Annotated in this window: 18 protein-coding genes and 1 riboswitch; of the genes, 5 read left to right on the plus strand and 13 right to left on the minus strand. The window is 72.1% G+C overall.

Annotated elements, in window-relative coordinates:
• Positions 1-37: 37 nt before the first annotated feature.
• From H030_RS0108500 to H030_RS0108520, 5 genes are read right to left on the minus strand one after another with little or no spacing between them, the layout of a single operon-like run.
• Positions 38-451, minus strand: coding sequence for a GNAT family N-acetyltransferase (locus tag H030_RS0108500; protein ID WP_027005802.1), 414 nt, complete (start codon positions 449-451; stop codon positions 38-40).
• Positions 448-1,281, minus strand: coding sequence for a PhzF family phenazine biosynthesis protein (locus H030_RS30465; RefSeq protein WP_081690618.1), 834 nt, complete (start codon positions 1,279-1,281; stop codon positions 448-450). The genes H030_RS0108500 and H030_RS30465 overlap by 4 nt, the downstream gene beginning before the upstream one ends.
• Positions 1,282-1,285: 4 nt before the next feature.
• Positions 1,286-2,302, minus strand: a complete 1,017-nt coding sequence (locus H030_RS0108510; RefSeq protein ID WP_027005803.1) for an ABC transporter substrate-binding protein — start codon at positions 2,300-2,302, stop codon at positions 1,286-1,288.
• Positions 2,299-3,045, minus strand: a complete 747-nt coding sequence (locus tag H030_RS0108515) for an ABC transporter permease (RefSeq protein ID WP_027005804.1) — start codon at positions 3,043-3,045, stop codon at positions 2,299-2,301. Before H030_RS0108515 ends, H030_RS0108510 begins: the two co-directional genes overlap by 4 nt.
• Before the next feature lie 3 nt (positions 3,046-3,048).
• Positions 3,049-3,783, minus strand: coding sequence for an ABC transporter ATP-binding protein (locus H030_RS0108520; RefSeq protein ID WP_231398387.1), 735 nt, complete (start codon positions 3,781-3,783; stop codon positions 3,049-3,051).
• Positions 3,784-3,796: 13 nt separating this feature from the next.
• Positions 3,797-3,911, minus strand: a riboswitch (TPP riboswitch).
• Positions 3,912-3,937: 26 nt separating this feature from the next.
• Here H030_RS0108520 and H030_RS0108525 point away from each other — a divergent pair.
• Positions 3,938-4,444 (plus strand): allene oxide cyclase family protein, encoded by a 507-nt coding sequence (locus H030_RS0108525; protein WP_027005806.1) that lies wholly within the window; start codon positions 3,938-3,940, stop codon positions 4,442-4,444.
• Here H030_RS0108525 and ggt read toward each other — a convergent pair.
• From ggt to H030_RS0108540, 3 genes are all read right to left on the minus strand, one after another.
• Positions 4,422-6,185, minus strand: coding sequence for a gamma-glutamyltransferase (gene ggt, locus H030_RS30470; RefSeq protein WP_051222082.1), 1,764 nt, complete (start codon positions 6,183-6,185; stop codon positions 4,422-4,424). The genes H030_RS0108525 and ggt overlap by 23 nt on opposite strands.
• Positions 6,186-6,251: 66 nt before the next feature.
• Positions 6,252-7,676 carry a VWA domain-containing protein gene (locus tag H030_RS30475; protein ID WP_231398388.1) on the minus strand — a complete coding sequence of 475 codons (1,425 nt, stop codon included), beginning with the start codon at positions 7,674-7,676 and terminating at the stop codon, positions 6,252-6,254.
• Entirely contained in the window at positions 7,657-8,541 is an 885-nt protein-coding gene (locus tag H030_RS0108540) for an AAA family ATPase (protein ID WP_027005807.1), read from the minus strand. The genes H030_RS30475 and H030_RS0108540 overlap by 20 nt, the downstream gene beginning before the upstream one ends.
• A 40-nt stretch (positions 8,542-8,581) precedes the next feature.
• Here H030_RS0108540 and H030_RS0108545 point away from each other — a divergent pair, with 40 nt between their 5' ends.
• The 3 genes from H030_RS0108545 to H030_RS0108555 all read left to right on the plus strand — a co-directional run bounded on the left by H030_RS0108545 (position 8,582) and on the right by H030_RS0108555 (position 10,682).
• Positions 8,582-8,788: a hypothetical protein gene (locus tag H030_RS0108545; RefSeq protein ID WP_027005808.1), complete on the plus strand. Its 207-nt coding sequence runs from the start codon at positions 8,582-8,584 to the stop codon at positions 8,786-8,788.
• A gap of 107 nt (positions 8,789-8,895) precedes the next feature.
• Complete coding sequence (locus H030_RS0108550; RefSeq protein WP_231398389.1) at positions 8,896-10,272, plus strand: DHA2 family efflux MFS transporter permease subunit; 1,377 nt, start codon at positions 8,896-8,898, stop codon at positions 10,270-10,272.
• Entirely contained in the window at positions 10,269-10,682 is a 414-nt protein-coding gene (locus H030_RS0108555; RefSeq protein ID WP_027005810.1) for a MarR family winged helix-turn-helix transcriptional regulator, read from the plus strand. The genes H030_RS0108550 and H030_RS0108555 overlap by 4 nt, the downstream gene beginning before the upstream one ends.
• A gap of 37 nt (positions 10,683-10,719) precedes the next feature.
• Here the strand turns inward: H030_RS0108555 and H030_RS0108560 are convergent, their stop codons facing one another.
• The 5 genes from H030_RS0108560 to H030_RS0108580 form a co-directional block, all read right to left on the minus strand.
• On the minus strand, positions 10,720-11,547 hold the full coding sequence (locus H030_RS0108560) for a DUF4383 domain-containing protein (protein WP_027005811.1): 828 nt from the start codon (positions 11,545-11,547) through the stop codon (positions 10,720-10,722).
• Between the two features lie 62 nt (positions 11,548-11,609).
• Positions 11,610-12,368, minus strand: coding sequence for a hypothetical protein (locus tag H030_RS0108565; RefSeq protein ID WP_027005812.1), 759 nt, complete (start codon positions 12,366-12,368; stop codon positions 11,610-11,612).
• A gap of 33 nt (positions 12,369-12,401) precedes the next feature.
• A complete protein-coding gene (locus tag H030_RS0108570; protein ID WP_027005813.1) occupies positions 12,402-12,758 on the minus strand; it encodes a hypothetical protein in 357 nt (118 codons plus the stop codon).
• Positions 12,751-13,950: an ArsA family ATPase gene (locus H030_RS0108575; protein ID WP_027005814.1), complete on the minus strand. Its 1,200-nt coding sequence runs from the start codon at positions 13,948-13,950 to the stop codon at positions 12,751-12,753. The genes H030_RS0108570 and H030_RS0108575 overlap by 8 nt, the downstream gene beginning before the upstream one ends.
• A 12-nt stretch (positions 13,951-13,962) precedes the next feature.
• Positions 13,963-15,423 carry a D-glucuronyl C5-epimerase family protein gene (locus H030_RS0108580; protein WP_027005815.1) on the minus strand — a complete coding sequence of 487 codons (1,461 nt, stop codon included), beginning with the start codon at positions 15,421-15,423 and terminating at the stop codon, positions 13,963-13,965.
• A 29-nt stretch (positions 15,424-15,452) separates the two neighbouring features.
• On the opposite strand from H030_RS0108580, the gene H030_RS0108585 reads away from it, so the two are divergent.
• A complete protein-coding gene (locus H030_RS0108585; protein ID WP_027005816.1) occupies positions 15,453-16,544 on the plus strand; it encodes a hypothetical protein in 1,092 nt (363 codons plus the stop codon).
• The last annotated feature ends 20 nt before the right edge of the window (positions 16,545-16,564 follow it).

The following is a 16,564-nucleotide window of genomic DNA, read 5'->3' on the forward strand; positions in this document are numbered from 1 at the left end:
GGCACCTCGCTGCCGTCCCGCTCTCCGCGGGCGGGCGTTAGAGGTTGAGGGACATGCCGATGGAGTCGGGGGCGGTTTTGGTGAAGCCGTGGCGGGTGTAGAGGGGGCGGCCGGGTGGGTCGGCTAGGAGGTTGATCCAGGCGCCGGGGGGTGCGGAGGTGCGGATGCGGTCCAGCAGCGAGGTCAGGATCTGGTCGCCGAGGCCGCGGCGTTGGTGCTCGGGGAGGACGGCCATGTCGATGATGTGGAAGTACCAGCCGCCGTCGCCGAGGACGCGGCCCATCCCGACGGTCGTCCCGGTGGTCTCCTCGACGATGTGGACGGCGAACCAGGCACCGTCGATCCCGGCGGTGGCCTGCTCGCGCGTCTTGGCCGACAGGCCGGCGCGCGCCCGGAGGTTCATGTAGTCCTCGACGGACGGCGGGCCTTCGACGAGGCGGTAGCCGGTCACGCGATGACCTCCGCGCGCCCGCCGACCGCGACGTGGAGCTCGTCGCCGCCCTCGTCGAACCGCGCCGTGGCCGCCAGCAACGAGGGCCGGCCCATCGCCCGGCCCTGGGCAACGCGTACATCTTGATCGGCGCCCCGCTCCCGTGCGAGCCACGCAACGAGCGCACCCGCGGCGACGCCGGTCGCCGGGTCCTCGTCGTAGCCCGCCCGGACCGGGAACTGGCGCGCGGCGACGTCCGCGTCGCGCGCGTCCAAGGTGTAGGCGTACACGCCGGTCGTCCTCAACGCATCGCACAACGCCCAGAGCGAGTCGAAGTCGGGCGCCAGCGCGTCGAGCGCCGCCTCGTCGGCGAGCGGGACGAGCAGCTTGGGTCGCGCGACCGAGACCGACACCGCGACGCCCGTCACGGCTGCCGCGCCGCCGCCCAGCACAGCTGCGACGCGCTCCGCGTCGACCCCCGGCCCCACCTCGACCGCCCCCAGCTCCACGATCGCCTCGTCCGCCGCCGGCCGCCGTACGGTCCGCGTCGCCAGCGGCGTCTCAACGCGCGCGCCGTCCTCCACGCCGAGCAGGACGCTCGCCGCCACCGTCGCGTGCACGCACATCTCCATCTCGTGGTTCGGCACGAAGTACCGCAAGCGCGCCGCGACACCGCTCGACGGCGACGACGGCGGCAGGACGAAGCACGTCTCGTGCCCGAACCCCGCGGCGGCGGCGCGCAGCTCCTCGTCGCTCCAGCCCTCCGCGCCGAACACGACCGGGCACGGGTTCCCGCCACCCGGCCCATCCGCGAACGCGACCGTGTGCGCGACCCGCACCCGCCCGCTCACGCGCTCAGATCCCGCGGCCGGGCAGGAACTCGTTCGTGATCGACGTCGGCGTCGGCAGCGTGCTCACCAGCCTGTTGGTGACCATCCACTGGCCGTACGCCCTCCACTCGTCGGCGTTCATGAAGCCCCACGGGTAGGCGGCGTTCGACGGGAAGTAGACCGGCAGCGTCGCCTTGACCTGGGCCAGCGTCAGCGCCGGCTCGAGGTCCCTGTCGGCGCTCGTCAACGCGTCGGCGCCCACCTGCGGGTCGGCCCTGACCGCCCTCGCGCCCCGCGACAGCGCCTGCATGAACCGCCGGATGATCGCCCCGTAGCCCTTCTCCTGCAGGCGATCCTGGCTCGCGACGAAGACGAGCTCGTTGTAGGTCGGCACGCCGGCCTCGTCCATCTTGATGATCGTCGGGTCCTTGTGCTGGCGCTGGAGCTGGACGCCCTCCACGTTCCAGAACGCTCCCAACGTCCCATCGACCTTCTTGGACAACATGCTCGGGACGAGGTTGAACCCCACGTTGACCTCGTGGATCGACGACGGATCGACCCCGGCCTCCGTCGCGATCGTCCTCAGATACGCCGACTGGTACGGGATCCCCGCCGTGCCCATCCTCGCGCCCTTCAGGTCCTTCGGCGTCTTGATCTTCCCGTGCAGCGACATGATCGACGTCAGCGGCTTCTGGATCAGCGCACCCACCGCCGCGATCCTCGCGCCCTTGTCACGCGCCAGCAGGACCTCCGGCTCATACGAGATCCCGAGGTCGGCCTGCCTGGCCTCGACCTGCTTCAACGGCGCGGCCGGGTCGGTCGGCGTGACGATCTTCACATCCAGATGAGCGGCCTTGAACGCACCGATCCTCTGCGCGGCGTAGATCGGCGCGTGGTCGGCGTTGGGCAGGTAGTCGAGGACCAACGTGATGTGGTCGACCGGGCCGCCGGTCGTGGTGACGTCCTGCTTGCTGCCGCAGGCGGCGAGCGGGATCGTCAGGGCAAGGGCGATGACAACGGCCGTGATGCGACGCGGCATCATGCGTCGGGGTCCTTTCGTCGGTGGGCCCACGGCGCCAGGCGGCGCTCGGCGAGGGCGAGGAGGGAGAAGCAGAGGATCGCCAGCGCGGCGAGGACGACCATCGTCGCCCACGCGCGCGCGGTCTCGAGCTGCGGGATCGACTGCAGCAGCAGGTGCCCGAGGCCGCTCTCGGAGCCCGAGTACTCGGCGAAGACCGCGGCGATCCCGCCGACGGCGACCGCGATCTTGGCGCCGCTCAGCGCGGCGGGAAGGGCGGCGGGCGCCTCGACCCAGCGGAACGTCTGCCCGCGGGTGGCGCCGAGCGTCTTCATCAGCTTGTGCTGCTCGGGGTCCACGGCGCGCAGGCCGTCGAGCGTCGTGACGACGATCGGGAAGAAGCAGACGAGCGCGACGATCACGAGCTTGGGCAGGATCCCGTAGCCGAACCACGCGGCCAGCAGCGGCGCGATCGTCACGATCGGGATCGCCTGTGAGCCGACGAGCAGCGGGTAGACCGCGCGGCGCAGCGGGCCGTAGCGGTGCAGCGCGAAGGCCAGCGCGGTCGCGCAGATCGCGCTCACGAGCAACCCCAGGACCATCTCCTGCGCGGTCACGAGCAGGTTGGACCACAACAACCCGCGGTCGTCCCACAGCGAGGCCGCAACCTGGTCGGGCGCGGGGAGGATGAACGCGTCGACCGAGCCGAAGCGGGCGTAGAGCTCCCACGCACCGAGGAAGGCCACCAGGATGAGCGCGGCGAGCATGGCCTACACCTCGCCCCTGGAGCGCAGCGCGGCCAGCGCCTCGGCGCGGACCGCGACGACCGCCGGGTCGGTGGGATCGCGCGGGCGCGGCAGGTCGGCGCGCAGGTCGGCGACGACCCGGCCGGGGCGTGCGGAGAGCACGACGATCCGGTCGGCGAGCACCGCGGCCTCCTCGACGTCGTGGGTGACGAGCAGGACCGTGCGCGGCTCCTGCGCCAGCACCTCCGCCAGCCACCGCTGCGTGTCGGCGCGCGTGATCGCGTCGAGCGCGCCGAACGGCTCGTCGAGGCACAGGATCGGCGCGCCCGCCAGCAGCGTCCGGGCGACCGCGACGCGCTGGCGCATCCCGCCCGACAGCTCCCACGTCCGGGCGCCCTCGAAGCCGTCCAGCCCGAGCTGCTCCAGCAGCGCATGGGCGCGCGACCGCGCCTCGTCGCGACCCACGCCCGCGATCCGCAGCGGCAGCGCCGCGTTGTCGCGCGCATCGAGCCACGGCAGCAGCAGGTCGCGCTGGGGCATCAGGACGGCGCGGCCGGCGACGACGGTCCCGGAGTCCGGCACCTGCAGCCCGCAGACCAGCTCCAGCAGCGTCGACTTCCCGCTCCCCGAAGGCCCGACGACCGCGACGACCTCGCCCGGCGCGGCGCGCAGCGACACGTCACGGAGCGCGACGACATCGCCGAACCGGCGCGTCACACCCGTGATCTGCACGTCGCCTTCAACGTCGCGAGGCTCCACCTCCGGAGCCTCGAGCCTCGTCGCCATCGCTCCCTCCGCGGGCATTACCCCACAGGTTCGAAGGGTCTGCGCCGGACGTTCCTAGGCGCCATCTCAGCCCGCGTCCGCGAGCCCCCCTGTGATTCCAGTCCCACGGAGGGTACTACCGGCGACCATGAGACGCCTCGTCAGACTGCCCCTGCCGCTCGTCGCGGCCTGCGCCATCGTGCTCGCCCTGAGCGCGGTCGCGTTCGCGCACGGCAACAACGCCGACGGCCACGGCCCCAAGCACGGGGTCAAGGGTGGTGGCGGGCATGGCGGGATCGCCGTGATCGAGCACGCCGACACCGACGCGACGACCGACACCGGCGCCTCCGGCGACAGCGCGGGCGACGTCCTGACGTTCGCCAACCCCGTCTTCGACGCCCAGGACAGGACCCAGGTCGCGACCGACCAGGGCTACTGCATCCGGACCGTCGCCGGCAGCGCCTACGAGTGCAACTGGACGACGTTCCTGCCGAAGGGCCAGCTCGTCGTCGAGGGCCCGTTCTACGACACCAAGGACTCGACGCTGGCGATCACCGGCGGCACCGGGGCCTACAAGAACGCCCGCGGCACGATGGACCTCCACGCCCTGGACGGCGGCAAGAGGTACGCGTTCACCTTCCACGTGGTGGGGTAGGCGGCGGCGCGCTCGGCGGGACGGCGAGCGCGCCGCGGTCCGACCGGGAGTCGGAGACCGCGGTCGCCAGTCCCGCCGGGCCGGGCGCCAGGCCGGCGAGCTGCATGCGCGGGGCGACGCCGTACTCGCCCTGGCGGGTCAAGCTGTAGCCCTCGCTCGTCAACTGCGACAACACGCTCGGCGCGATCCGCGTGTCCTCGATCATGAGCCTGTTGGTGCCCTGGTCGTCGAAGCGTTCGGCGTCGACCGCCTGGGGCAGTGTCATCCCGAAGTCCACCGTGTCGAGCACGGCGAGCGTCGGGCCCATGATGATCGTGCTGCCGCCCGCCGCGCCCGCGACCAGGACCGGCTTGCCGGACTGGACCATGATGGTGGGGTTGATCGAGGAGCGCGGGCGCTTGCCCGGCTGGGGCTCGTTGGCGGTGCCCGGGGCGCTGAAGTCGGTCAGCTCGTTGTTCAACAACAACCCGGTCCCGGGCGCGACGACCGCGCTGCCGAACTCCTGCTCGATCGTGCACGTCACGCTGACCGCGCCGCCCCTGGCGTCGACCACATCAACATGGGTCGTCGAGCCGTGCGGGTTGAAGTCGGCGCCCGCGCCGAGCGCGGTCGGGCCGGCCGGGAACGAGCCGGGCTGGAACACCTGCGCCCTGTTGAGGTCGATCTGCGCGCGCCGCTGCGCCGCGTAGTCCTTCGACAGCAGCTGCGCCTCCGGCTGGCGGTCGAACGCCGGATCGGCGGTGTAGGCGCCACGGTCGGCCCAGGCGATCTTCTGCGCTTCGGAGATCGCCGTGATCGCCTGCGCGCTGCCCTCGCCCATCGCCCTGAGGTCGTAGCCCTCCAAGATGTTCAACAGCTCCAGCATCGTCGTGCCGCCGCTGGTCGACGGCGGCACCGCGTAGACGTCGCGCCCGCGGTAGGTGCCGTGCAGCGCCGTGCGCCAGAGCGGCCTGTAGGCCTTGAAGTCCTTGACGGCCAGCAGCCCCGCGTCGGTGGTCCCGGAGTCGCGCGGCGCGCGCATGTCGCGGACGATCAGCCGCGCGATCGGGCCGCCGTAGAACGCGCCGATCCCGTCGCGCATGATCATGCGGAACGTCCGCGCGAGGTCCCTGTTGACGAGCAGGTCGCCGGGCGCGTAGGGCGCCCCGTTCTTGAGGTAGATGCCGGCCGCCGCCCGGAACAACCTGATGTCCTTGGCCCGCCGTCCCATCGCGCCGCTCAGCGACGTCGTCACGTGGACGCCGTTCTGCGCCAGCCTCTCGGCCGGCGCCATCGCCTCGGGCAGCGTGATCGTCCCGAACCGCTGCAGCGCGCTCGCCATCCCCGCCAGCGTGCCCGGGACGCCGACCGTCAGGTGCCCCGTGAACGTCTTGTGCAGCCCTGGCGGCACCAAGGTGTCGTTCCTGAACGCGGCCGGCGCGATCTCCCGGTAGTCCAGGGCCCGCACCTTGCCGTCGGGCGACCGGTACAACATGTACCCGCCGCCGCCGATCCCGCAGGACTGCGGCCGCGCGGCGTTCAGCGCGAACACCGTCGTGACCGCCGCGTCGATCGCGTTGCCGCCCTTGGCCAGCACCGCCCGCCCGGCACGCGCGGCGGCGGGCGACTCGGTCGCGACGACCCCCGCGGTCCCGCTGACGCCCTCGTGGTAGCGCGATCCCTGCACGGCCCCGGCACCGCCGGGCACCACCAGCGCGGCGAGCATGCACAGCAGGGCGAGGGCGAAGAGCAGGCGCGGCATCCCTCCCCGATACCCACGGGCGCGCAAAGCGCAACCGCGCGGTCCGGCGGCGGCCGCGCCGCGCGGCTAGTTGCGGACCGGCTTGGTCAGCGCCTTCACGAAGTCCTCGAGCTGCTGGGTGGTCCAGCACTCGTAGGCGTCGCAGTGCTGCTCGTAGGCGGAGATCACGGAGTCGCCGTAGTTCCAGTACAGGCGCGGCTCCGGGTTGAGCCAGAAGGTGCGGCCGGCCTTGTGCGCGATCTGGGCGAAGAGGTCGGCGCGCGGGTCGCGGCCGTTGGTGCGGGCGTCGCCCAGGACGATGACCGTGGCGCGCGGGTGCAGGTCGTCCTCGACCAGCTCCTTGAACTCGCTCCAGACGCGCCCGTAGTCGGTGTAGCCGCTGATGTCGGCGACGCCGGAGTCGCGCCCGATCGCCTCGGCCACGGCCCTGAAGTCGCGCTCCTTGGCGAAGATCTCGGTGACCTCCGAGATCCGCTCGATGAACACGAACGATCGCATCTTGCGGAACGAGTCGTGCAGCGCGTGCAGCACCGACAGGAAGAACACGGACGCGCTCGTGACGCTGGTCGAGACGTCGCAGAGCACGTAGATCTCCGGCCGCCGCGGGCGGATCGGCTTCTCCTTGATGACCGCGGGGACGCCGCCGAACTCCAGCGACGCGCGCATCGTCTTGCGCATGTCGACCGCGGCGTGGCGCTTCTGCCCGCGCATCTCGTTGCCCTGCGTCTTCAGCCGCCGCTTGAGCTGCGCGACCACGCGGTGCACGGCGGCCAGGTCCTGCAGCGGCCCGCTCGGCAACGCGCGGTCCAGCTCGTTCAGCGGCCGCGCGGGGGAGAGCTGCTCGGAGCGCTCGATCTGCCCGCGCTCCAGCTCCTGGCGCAGCAGCTGCTCGAAGCGCCGGATCTCCTCGCGCGGCAGCCCGTCGCGCCGCGGGTCCTCCTCGGGCAGCTGCGGCTGGGGATCGGTCCTCAGCGCGAGTGAGCGCCGGATCCGCTGCACGTCGACGCCGATCACGCCGGAGCCCTCGCCCTGGCGCCCGAACGCCGCGATCGCCATCCGCGCGAGGTCGCGCATCAGCGCCTCGTTGCCGTCCCGGACCGCCTCGGCGACCTGGCGGCGCAGCTCCTCCATGTCGAGCTGGCCGGCCTCGTCGGGCGAGATCCCGCCCTGCTCGCGCACGCCCTCCTCGATTGCCGCCAGCTCCGCGGCGCGGAAGAAGAAGCGGTCGAAGACCAGCTCGAAGACGCGGCGGTCGTCCTGGGACTTCGCCAGCGTCGCGGCCAGCGCCTCCCGGAAGTCGACCTGGTCGGTCCACGGGACGTGCTGGAGCGCCACGAAGGCATCCAACAACTCCGACGTGCCGATCGCGACGCCCTCGCCGCGCAGCTCCTCGCCGAACTCGAGCAGCCGCCCGGCCATGCCGGGGCGCTCGAGCTTGACCGTGCCGTGGACGCCGGCCCGGCGCGCGTTCCTATGGGGCAGCGGGGGCACTGAGCTTGACCCCGACACGCTCGGCGACGACGTCGAGGTCGGTCCGGTGCTTGACGATGACCGACAAGGTGTCGTTGAAGACCTGCCTGTCGATGTCCTGCGCGCCCAGGAGCAGCAGCGCGCGCGCCCAGTCGATCGACTCCGCGATCGACGGCGGCTTCTTGAGGTCCAGGTCGCGGACCATCGCGACGACCTCGACGAGCTTGCGGCCGACCGCGTCGGGCAGGTCGGGCGTGTGCAGCTTGACGATCTCCAGCTCGTGCTCGAGGTCGGGGTAGTCGAGCCACAGGTAGAGGCAGCGGCGCTTCAGCGCCTCGGTCAGCTCGCGCGTGTTGTTGGAGGTCAACAGCACGACCGGGTGCGACTTGGACGCGACGGTCCCGAGCTCGGGGATCGAGATCTGGAAGTCGGAGAGGACCTCCAGGAGCATCGCCTCGAACTCCTGGTCGGTCTTGTCGATCTCGTCGATCAGCAGGACGACCGGGTCCGGCGACGCGATCGCGGTCATCAGCGGGCGCTGGAGCAGGAACTCCTCGCCGAAGATGTCGTCCTGGACGTCGTCCCAGCCCGTGCCCTGGCGTTCGGCCTGGATGCGCAGGAGCTGCTTGCGGTAGTTCCACTCGTACAGCGCCTTGGCCTCGTCGAGGCCCTCGTAGCACTGCAGGCGGATCAGGTCGCGCTGGAGGTACTTCGCCAGCGCCTTGGCCAGCTCGGTCTTGCCGACGCCCGCGGGACCCTCCACGAGGATCGGCTTGCCGAGCTGCGCGGCGAGGTAGGAGACCAGCGCGGTGGCCTCTCCGGGCAGGTAGCCCGTGGCCCGCAGGCCCTCGTTGACGTCGCTGACGGAGTTCGGCTCGACCGGCATGGGCGCTGAAGTCTACGAAGGACACTAGGGTGAGCGACCCGTGCTGCTCGTGTTGCTCCTGGGCGCCCTCTCCGCACCACCGATCTACGCGTTGATCGCGTTCGGCGTCGTGCTGGCGTTGATGGGGCACATCTTCCAGGACAGGCGGATCGTGGCGATCGGGCTGGCGATCCTGTTCCTGGCGACCGCGCTGCTGTTCTGGGGCGCGCACAGCGCCTACCAGGACCACGGGCCGCTCGACTTCTGACGGTCGTTGTAGCCACATAACGATTGTGGTGCTATAACGGTTGTATGCCTACAACGACCGTCGATCTCGATCGCCGCGGACGGATCCGCGTCCTGGCGATCTGCTGCATGAGCCTGCTGATCGTCGGGCTCGACGTGACGATCGTCAACGTCGCGCTGCCGTCGATCCGCGCCGACTTCCACGCCTCGGTCTCCGAGCTGCAGTGGACGATCGACGCCTACACCTTGGTCCTGGCGTCGTTGTTGATGGTGTCGGGGTCGACCGCCGACCGGCTCGGGCGCGTCCGGGTCTTCCAGGTCGGGCTGACGATCTTCACGCTCGGCTCGCTGCTGTGCAGCGTCGCGCCGAGCACCGGCGTCCTGATCGGCGCGCGGATGCTGCAGGCCGTCGGCGGCTCGATGCTCAACCCGGTCGCGATGTCGATCATCCGCAACACGTTCGACGACCCGCGCGAGCGGGCGCAGGCGATCGGCGTCTGGGGCGGGGTCGTCGGGATCTCGCTGGCGCTCGGCCCGGTGATCGGCGGCGCCCTGGTCGGGATCAGCTGGCGCGCGATCTTCCTGGTCAACATCCCGGTCGGGCTGCTGGCGATCGCGCTGACCGCGCGCTATGTGCCGGAGTCGAGGGCGGCGCGGGCGCGGCGCGTGGACCCGGTCGGGCAGGTGCTGGTGGTCGTGATGCTCGCCTCGTTGGTGTACGCGATCATCGAGGGGCCGGACAAGGGCTGGACGTCGCCGACGATCGTCGGGCTGTTCGTCGTCTCGGCCGCGGCGTTGTGCGGGTTGATCTTCTACGAGCCCAAGCGCAGGGAGCCGCTGATCGAGCTGCGCTTCTTCCGCAGCGCGCCGTTCGCGGGCGCGACGATCATCGCGGTCTGCGCGTTCGCGGCGATGGCCGGGTTCCTGTTCCTCAACACCCTGTACCTGCAGGAGGTCCGCGGCTACAGCGCACTGCACGCGGGGCTGCTGACGCTGCCGATGGCGGGCATGGCGATGATCTTCGGGCCGGTGTCGGGGCGCGTCGTCGGGACCGTCGGGCCGCGGATCCCGCTGCTGATCGGCGGCGTCGGGATCGGGCTGTCGGCGGTCCTGCTGGCGACGATCGAGCCGGACACCGCGATCGCGCACCTGCTGCTGGCGTACTTCGTCTTCGGGATCGGCTTCGGCTTCATCAACACGCCGATCACGAACACCGCGGTCTCCGGGATGCCGGCCGACCAGGCGGGCGTGGCGGCGGCGGTCGCCTCGACGTCGCGGATGGTCGGGCAGTCGCTCGGTGTCGCGGTCGTCGGCGCGGTGACCAGCGCGGCGGCGGGCGCGTCGCTGCACACGAGCTTCGCGCAGGCAAGTCATACCGCTTGGTGGATCCTGGCCGGCTGCGGCGCGGTGATCGTCGGGCTCGGCCTGCTGACCACCGGCGCGTGGGCGCGCGGGACCGCGGCCCGGACCGCCGACCAGCTGATGGGGACGGGGGTGGCGGCATGAGCGACCTGGGCCGGGACTGGCTGGCGCTGACCGAGATCGTCCGCGGCGACGACCGCCGCAAGCAGGTCAGCGACGCGCTGGGCGGCATGTCCTACGTGCGCGTCAAGGCGCTGCGCTACCTGCTCGAGGGGCCGAAGACGGGGCGCGAGCTGGCGACCAAGCTGGCGACCGACCCGCCGTTCGTCTCGGTGATCGTCGACGACCTCGAGGAGCGCGGGCTCGTCGACCGCAAGCCGCATCCGGACGACAGGCGCCGCAAGCTGATCGAGCTGACGCCGGAGGGCGTGAAGGCGGCGAGGAGGGCGGAGGCGATCCTGTCGGAGCCGCCGCCCGGGCTGAGGACGTTGGCGCCCGCGGACCTGGAGGCGTTCGCGCGGATCGTCGCGGCGCTGCTCGCAGACCACGAGTGATCCGCGAGCAGCCTGCCGCAGGCGTGGGGCGAAGCTTCTAGAGCGGGCGGTCGGGGTCGCCGGGCGCGACGGTCGTCGCGGGCTCGTCGTCGCGGACCGTCGTCCTCTGGGTGCGGGGTCCGTCGACGTAGGTCGGCTGGTCGTTCTCGCGCGGGCCGGGGCGGCCGAAGATCCTGCGGCGGCGGCGCGGAGCCGGCGCGGCGGCGTCGGCGACCGGCGTGGTGCGGTCGGCGACGGGCTCGCGGTCGGCGACCGTCTCGCGCTCCGCCATCGGCGTGCGGTCGGTCACGGCGGTGCGGTCGGCAGCGACCGGGCGATCGCGGTCGGCGGCGACGGTCCGGTCGGCCACGGGCTCACGGTCGTGGACGGTCGTCGCCGGCTCGGCGGTGGTGGTCCGGGCGGTCGCGGGCGCGGTCGTCGCCACCTCGCGGGTGTGGGTCCTGCGCGGCATCAGCGCGTTGAGCAGGATCACGCCACCGGCGATCGCGAACGCGGCCTTCGTCCAGGCGTTGGTGGCGGCGAGGCCGAGGACGTCGTCGCCGTCGATCAGCGCGATCACCGCACAGGCCAGCAGCGCCAGCCCGACGATCGTCGACATCAGCTTGGCCAGGTGGTGCTGGGCGGCGCCGAACAGCATCAGCGCGCCCGCGGTGATCGAGAAGAACGCCGTCCAGCCGTTGACCTCGATGCCCAGGAAGTTCGTCCCCTGCGCGGTCCCGTCAGGGAACTGCTGCGAGAACGACGGGAAGTCGTTGTTCTTCAGCAGCGCGGCGAGCCCGAAGGCCACCAGCACGGAGCCCGCGATCAGAGCTGGACCCTTCGCGAGCGACGCGCCGTGCTCGACGACCACGTCGTGATCGTCCACATAGCGGTCCGTTGTCCTGCGTCGACCAAGCATGTCCTCGGGGTTCCCGAGGTGCGCGAGCGCTATTCCTGTTCGTCGAACGAGAGCTGCGTGCCGCCGTCGATCTCCGGCCGGTCCGGAGCCGGAGCCTTCGTCGTCGGCTCCGCAGCCGGCGCGACCGTCGTGCGCTCCTCGCCGCGCCGCGCCGCGCGCTCCGCCCGCCGCCGCTCGCGCTCGAGCCGCGCGGCCTCCTCGTCGGGGACCGGCGCGGTCGTCGTCGCCGACTCCGCCGGCGCCTGCGTCGTCGGCGGCTCGTCGATCGGCGCGACCGCGGTCGGCGCCTCGCCCGGCAGCGGCGGCTCGGCGACGTGCGCCAGGCGCAGCCGCGTCCCGCTGTAGATCAGGAACGCGGCGGCGAGCAGGCCGAAGAAGATCCCCCACGACAGGTCGTAGGTGTAGGCGAGGTTCTTCGACGTCCCGCCCGACGGCTGGTCGATGAAGCGGTAGAACACCAAGAATGCGACCCACGCGCCCGCGGCGGTGCAGACGATCCCGTCGCCGAACGGCAGGTGGAACGCCCGCCCCTCGCCGCGGAAGAACATCAGCGCCAGGACCGCGACGGCGACCAGGAAGATCGACGCCTCCACGAACGACGGCACGAGGATCGCCATCTTGGACTCGTGCAGGTTCGCCAGCCCGTTCCTGGTGATCGCGTTGGTCGACTTCGAGTACCAGGGCAGGAACATCGAGGCCAGCACGAGCAGGGCCGCGAGGCCGACCCGCCGCTGCTCGGTCGCGAGCCCGGCGTACGCGCGGCGAAGACGAGAGAGCGCCCCGGTCATCGGGGCCGATTGTAGAAGCGGGGCACGGACGGCTCAGGCGATCGGGATGTCCTGGAGGTCCGGGCCGCCGCCGCTGCGGCGCTCCGCCCGCTCGCCCTCGGGCCCGAGCCGCTCGACCACGACGTCCAGCAGCGCGCGCAGGAGCAGCAGCAGGCGCCGGACGACCTCGCGGATCTCGTCCCACAGGTCCTCCGGGACGAGGTCGCGGAGCGCGTGCAGGATCCCGGCGAGCGCCTGGATCTCGGCCGCGGTCTCCTCGCGCTCGCTGCTGGTCGCCGACGCCCAGCCCTGCGGCGGCACGCGGCCCGCGAGCTTCTCGGCGGCCTCCTGCGTGGCGCGCAGGCGCTCGCGCAGCTCGCCGAGGTCGATCGGGTCGGCGGGGTCAGGCATCGGCGGCCGCCACGGCGCGTGCGAAGGTCACGATCAGCGCGCCGTCCTCGAAGGCGGCGCCGCTGGGCTGCAGGTCGTCGAGGGCGGGCGGGAGCAACATGGTGCGCTTGTGCCCATCCACGCGCACGATCAGCTCCTGGCCTGCGCGCTTGAGCGAGATGTCGCCGCGCTGGGCGAACGGCAGCTCCAGGCGCAGCGTCGCGCCGTCGGTGCCGAGCTCGAGGCGCTCGGAGACCGACGTGTGGTGGATCGCCTGCGCGGGCGGCGTGTCGTCGCCGCCGAAGACCGCGTCGCCGAGGCGGTCGAGCATCGCCGGGCCGACGACCTCCTCCTCGAAGTACGGCGCCTGCAGGACCGGGACCGGCGCGAACGCGTCGCGGACGGAGACCAACTGCGCCTGCTGGCGGTCGCGCCAGGCGCCGAAGTAGTCGCCGACCTCGGCGCCGAAGACGCGGTTGACGACGACCGCGTCGGTCAGGTACCCGTACAGGTTGAGGTAGGTGAACGTGCGCCGCGCCTCGTCTACGACCATCCGGTCAGGGGTCATCACCAAACGCACGCTGACGTGCTCGTTGTCGCGGAGGATCTCGTTCATCGCGATCAGGTTGCGCACGAGCCGCTGGACGTCGTCGAAGACCTCGTTGCCCGGCAGCGACACGTCGAGCACCGCGCGGGCGAACGGCCGCGCGGCGTCGAGGATCCGGCCCTGCTGCGGGAAGACCTTGTCCAGCCACCAGCGCGCGACGTCCGGGAAGGAGAGGAGGCGCAGCGTCTCGCCGGTCGGCGCGCAGTCGACGATCACCGCGTCGAACTCGCCGGACTCGTGGTGGCGCTTGATCGCCAGCAGGCTGAACAGCTCGTCCATGCCCGGCGGGACCGTCAGCTCCTCGGCGCTGATGCGGTCGACGCCGCGGGCGATCAGCAGCTCGCCGAGCCAGTCCTGGACGCCGGCCCAGTTGCGCTCCATCTCGTCCTGGGCGCTGACCTCCTGGCCCCAGAGCAGGTCGCCGACCGCGGTGGGCTCGCCGCCGAGCTTCGTCTCCAGCGAGTCGCTGAGCGAGTGCGCGGGGTCGGTGCTGAGCACGACCGTGCGCAGGCCGGCGGCCGCGCAGCGGCGCGCGGTGGCCGCGGCGACCGACGTCTTGCCGACGCCGCCCTTGCCCGTGTAGAGGATCGTGCGCGGGGCTCCCAAGAGCCCGGGATCCTAGACCGCCGGGGCGGCGGCGCGCACGTGGATCGTCGCGGCGGTGGTGGTCGCGTTGCCGGCGAGGTCGGTGGCGGCGATGCGGAGGGTGAGCGGGCCGGCCTGCGCGGGCTTGAGTGAGACGGCGTGCCTGCCGCGGCCGAGGCGGGCGCTGCGGGAGAGGACGAGCCTGCCGGCGCGGGTCGCGGTGATGGTCACCGTGGAGACCTTGTCGAGCGTGTAGGCGACGTGCGCGTCGTGCTTGGCGCTGAGCGGCCTGGTGGGCGGCGTGAGCGTGAGCTTGGGCTTGGTGTGCAGGTCGGCGGTGAAGTCCGCGGCGGTGTCGCAGTAGAGCTTGGGGTCCGGGACCGTCGTGGTGCTGCCCGACGGCGGCGCCTCGACCTGCGCGAGGTGGCCGCGGGTGCGGTCGTCCTTGAGGCGGTCGCACAGACCGGTGAGGAAGTCGCGCAGGACCCTGTGGTAGCCGAGGTCGGACTCCGCGCCCGGCTTGGAGTACAGCGACCACGCGCCGGTGTCGAAGCCGGGCAGGACGCTGCGCAGGTGCGTCTCGCCGGCGCTGAACAGCGCGCGCCCGTCGGCGTCGTTGGCGAGCGTCGCGAAGTCGTGCAGGCCGTTGAGCGACTGCGTGAAGCCGTTGACGATCGTCAGCTTCGGCGCGTAGGAGTACTGCAGGTAGTTGGTCCCCGCCGCGGTCCTGACCGCGACGCCCGCGGGCGGCGGCGTCCGGAAGATCCCGAGCGCGGTGCGGGCGGCGTCGAAGTACTTGGTGTCCTTGAGACGGACCGCGCCGCGCGCGAGCGCGCTCAGCCCCGTGCCCTGCGCGAGGCCCGAGACCCACGGCGGCCGCCCGCCGTCGAAGGTGAACAGGTACTCGAAGGCGATCCCGCCCGCGCGCTGCGTCGCGAGGCCGAGCACCTCGTCGAGCAGCCGCTTCAGGTCGGCGTCGCGCGTCCTGACCATCCACAGGGCGTTGGCCTTGCCGAACGTCCCGAGCCACTGGATCTGCCAGCCCTGGCCGGGGTAGAACTGCCACACGACCTGCGAGGGCGGGAACGTCTTGCGCTCGCCCGCGTAGGGGATGGGCGCCGCGGCCCACCAGGCGCGGTTGCGCTGGAGCGTGAGGAACTCCGGCTTCAGGCGCGACGGGATGAACTGCCTGCGCGCCGCGAGCGCGTCGACGTTCCCGATCACCGCGCGCAGCTGCGCGTGCCGGAAGCCGTGGAGCTGCTTGAGCGTCTTGCGCGCGTCGTCGTAGGCGTTCTTGTAGGACTCGCTCGTGGCGGCGTCGAGCGAGCCGTCGGCCTGCAGCCGCGACAGCTCCGCCGCGACCGTCGGGCCCTTCGCGGAGGCGATCCCCGGGAGCGCGAGCGTCAGCAGGGCAACGAGGAGAACCGGCGTTCGACGGCACCGTGATGCCGAGCATCGCCCCGGCGACGGCGCCGCAACTGGAGCTTTTGGCACAGGGGCGATGCTACGGTCCGACGCTTCTCGTGCCGCAACGCCTCGCCCAGCTCACCGCCCTGCTCGCCGCGCTCGCGCTCGCCGTCGGCCTTGCCGCCTGCGGATCGTCGTCCGACGACTCCGGCAGCGGCGGCAACTCCGCCGCCGCGCTGCTGAAGGACACCTTCGGCGCCGACCATCCGATCCGCTCGGGCCGGCTCGACGCCGACCTCGACGTCAACCTGCCGCAGGTCCAGGCGCTCGGCAACACGCCGCTGAGGCTGCACATCAACGGGCCGTTCCAGTCCAACGGCGGCAAGACGCTGCCGGACTTCGCGCTCGGCGTCGACTTCGACGGCGGCACCAACCCGGTCACGGTCGGCGCGGTCTTCGCCCAGGGCGGCGGCTACCTGACGATCGAGGGCCAGGCGTTCACGCTCGGCTCCGACATCTACAGGGCGTTCGCCAACGGCTACCTGAACGCCAAGAGGGACGCCGACAGGAAGTCCTCCGCCAGGTCGCAGCCGACGCTGGCCGCGCTCGGGATCGACCCGCTGCGCTGGCTGACCGGCGCCAGGACGGTCGGCTCCGAGGACATCGCGGGCACCGACACCGAGCACGTCAGCGCCGGCGTCAACGTCCCGGTGCTGCTCGACGACGTCTCCAAGCTGCTGGGCAAGGCGAAGTCGGTGACCTCCTCGGCCTCCTCGGCGACCGGGACCAACGTCCCGACCCAGCTGACCGCCGCGCAGCGCGCGTCGATCACCAAGGCGATCAAGTCGGCCAAGGTCGACGTCTGGACCGGCGCCAAGGACCACACGCTGCGCAAGGTCGCGGTCAACGTCCAGCTGAACCAGGGCCACGTCGTCTTCGACGTCACGCTCGCCCAGCTCAACCAGCCGCAGACGATCAGGAAGCCCGCGGGCGCCAAGCCGATCAGCCAGCTGCGCACCGTGCTGTCCCAGCTCGGCCTGCTCGGTTCGTCCTCGACGACCACGCCGCAGACGACCACGACGCCGGACACCACGACCACCCCGGCGCCGAGCACGAGCAGCAGCACCCAGAGCGACTACGCGTCCTGCATCCAGGCGGCGGGCGAGGACCTGGCGAAGGTCCAGGCCTGCGCCAAGTACATCAAGTAGCTCGACGCTCTAGGCTCCGG

Origin of the sequence: Conexibacter woesei Iso977N, assembly GCF_000424625.1 — a bacterium.
In the GTDB taxonomy this organism is placed as follows: Bacteria; Actinomycetota; Thermoleophilia; order Solirubrobacterales; family Solirubrobacteraceae; genus Baekduia; species Baekduia woesei_A.

Bases quoted from the DNA above. Each gene is read 5' to 3' on its own strand.
- H030_RS0108510 (WP_027005803.1), bottom strand. From the start codon at position 2,302: ATGATGCCGCGTCGCATCACGGCCGTTGTCATCGCCCTTGCCCTGACG.
- H030_RS0108515 (WP_027005804.1), bottom strand. From the start codon at position 3,045: ATGCTCGCCGCGCTCATCCTGGTGGCCTTCCTCGGTGCGTGGGAGCTC.
- H030_RS0108525 (WP_027005806.1), top strand. From the start codon at position 3,938: ATGAGACGCCTCGTCAGACTGCCCCTGCCGCTCGTCGCGGCCTGCGCC.
- ggt (WP_051222082.1), bottom strand. From the start codon at position 6,185: ATGCCGCGCCTGCTCTTCGCCCTCGCCCTGCTGTGCATGCTCGCCGCG.
- H030_RS0108540 (WP_027005807.1), bottom strand. From the start codon at position 8,541: ATGCCGGTCGAGCCGAACTCCGTCAGCGACGTCAACGAGGGCCTGCGG.
- H030_RS0108550 (WP_231398389.1), top strand. From the start codon at position 8,896: ATGAGCCTGCTGATCGTCGGGCTCGACGTGACGATCGTCAACGTCGCG.
- H030_RS0108555 (WP_027005810.1), top strand. From the start codon at position 10,269: ATGAGCGACCTGGGCCGGGACTGGCTGGCGCTGACCGAGATCGTCCGC.
- H030_RS0108565 (WP_027005812.1), bottom strand. From the start codon at position 12,368: ATGACCGGGGCGCTCTCTCGTCTTCGCCGCGCGTACGCCGGGCTCGCG.
- H030_RS0108570 (WP_027005813.1), bottom strand. From the start codon at position 12,758: ATGCCTGACCCCGCCGACCCGATCGACCTCGGCGAGCTGCGCGAGCGC.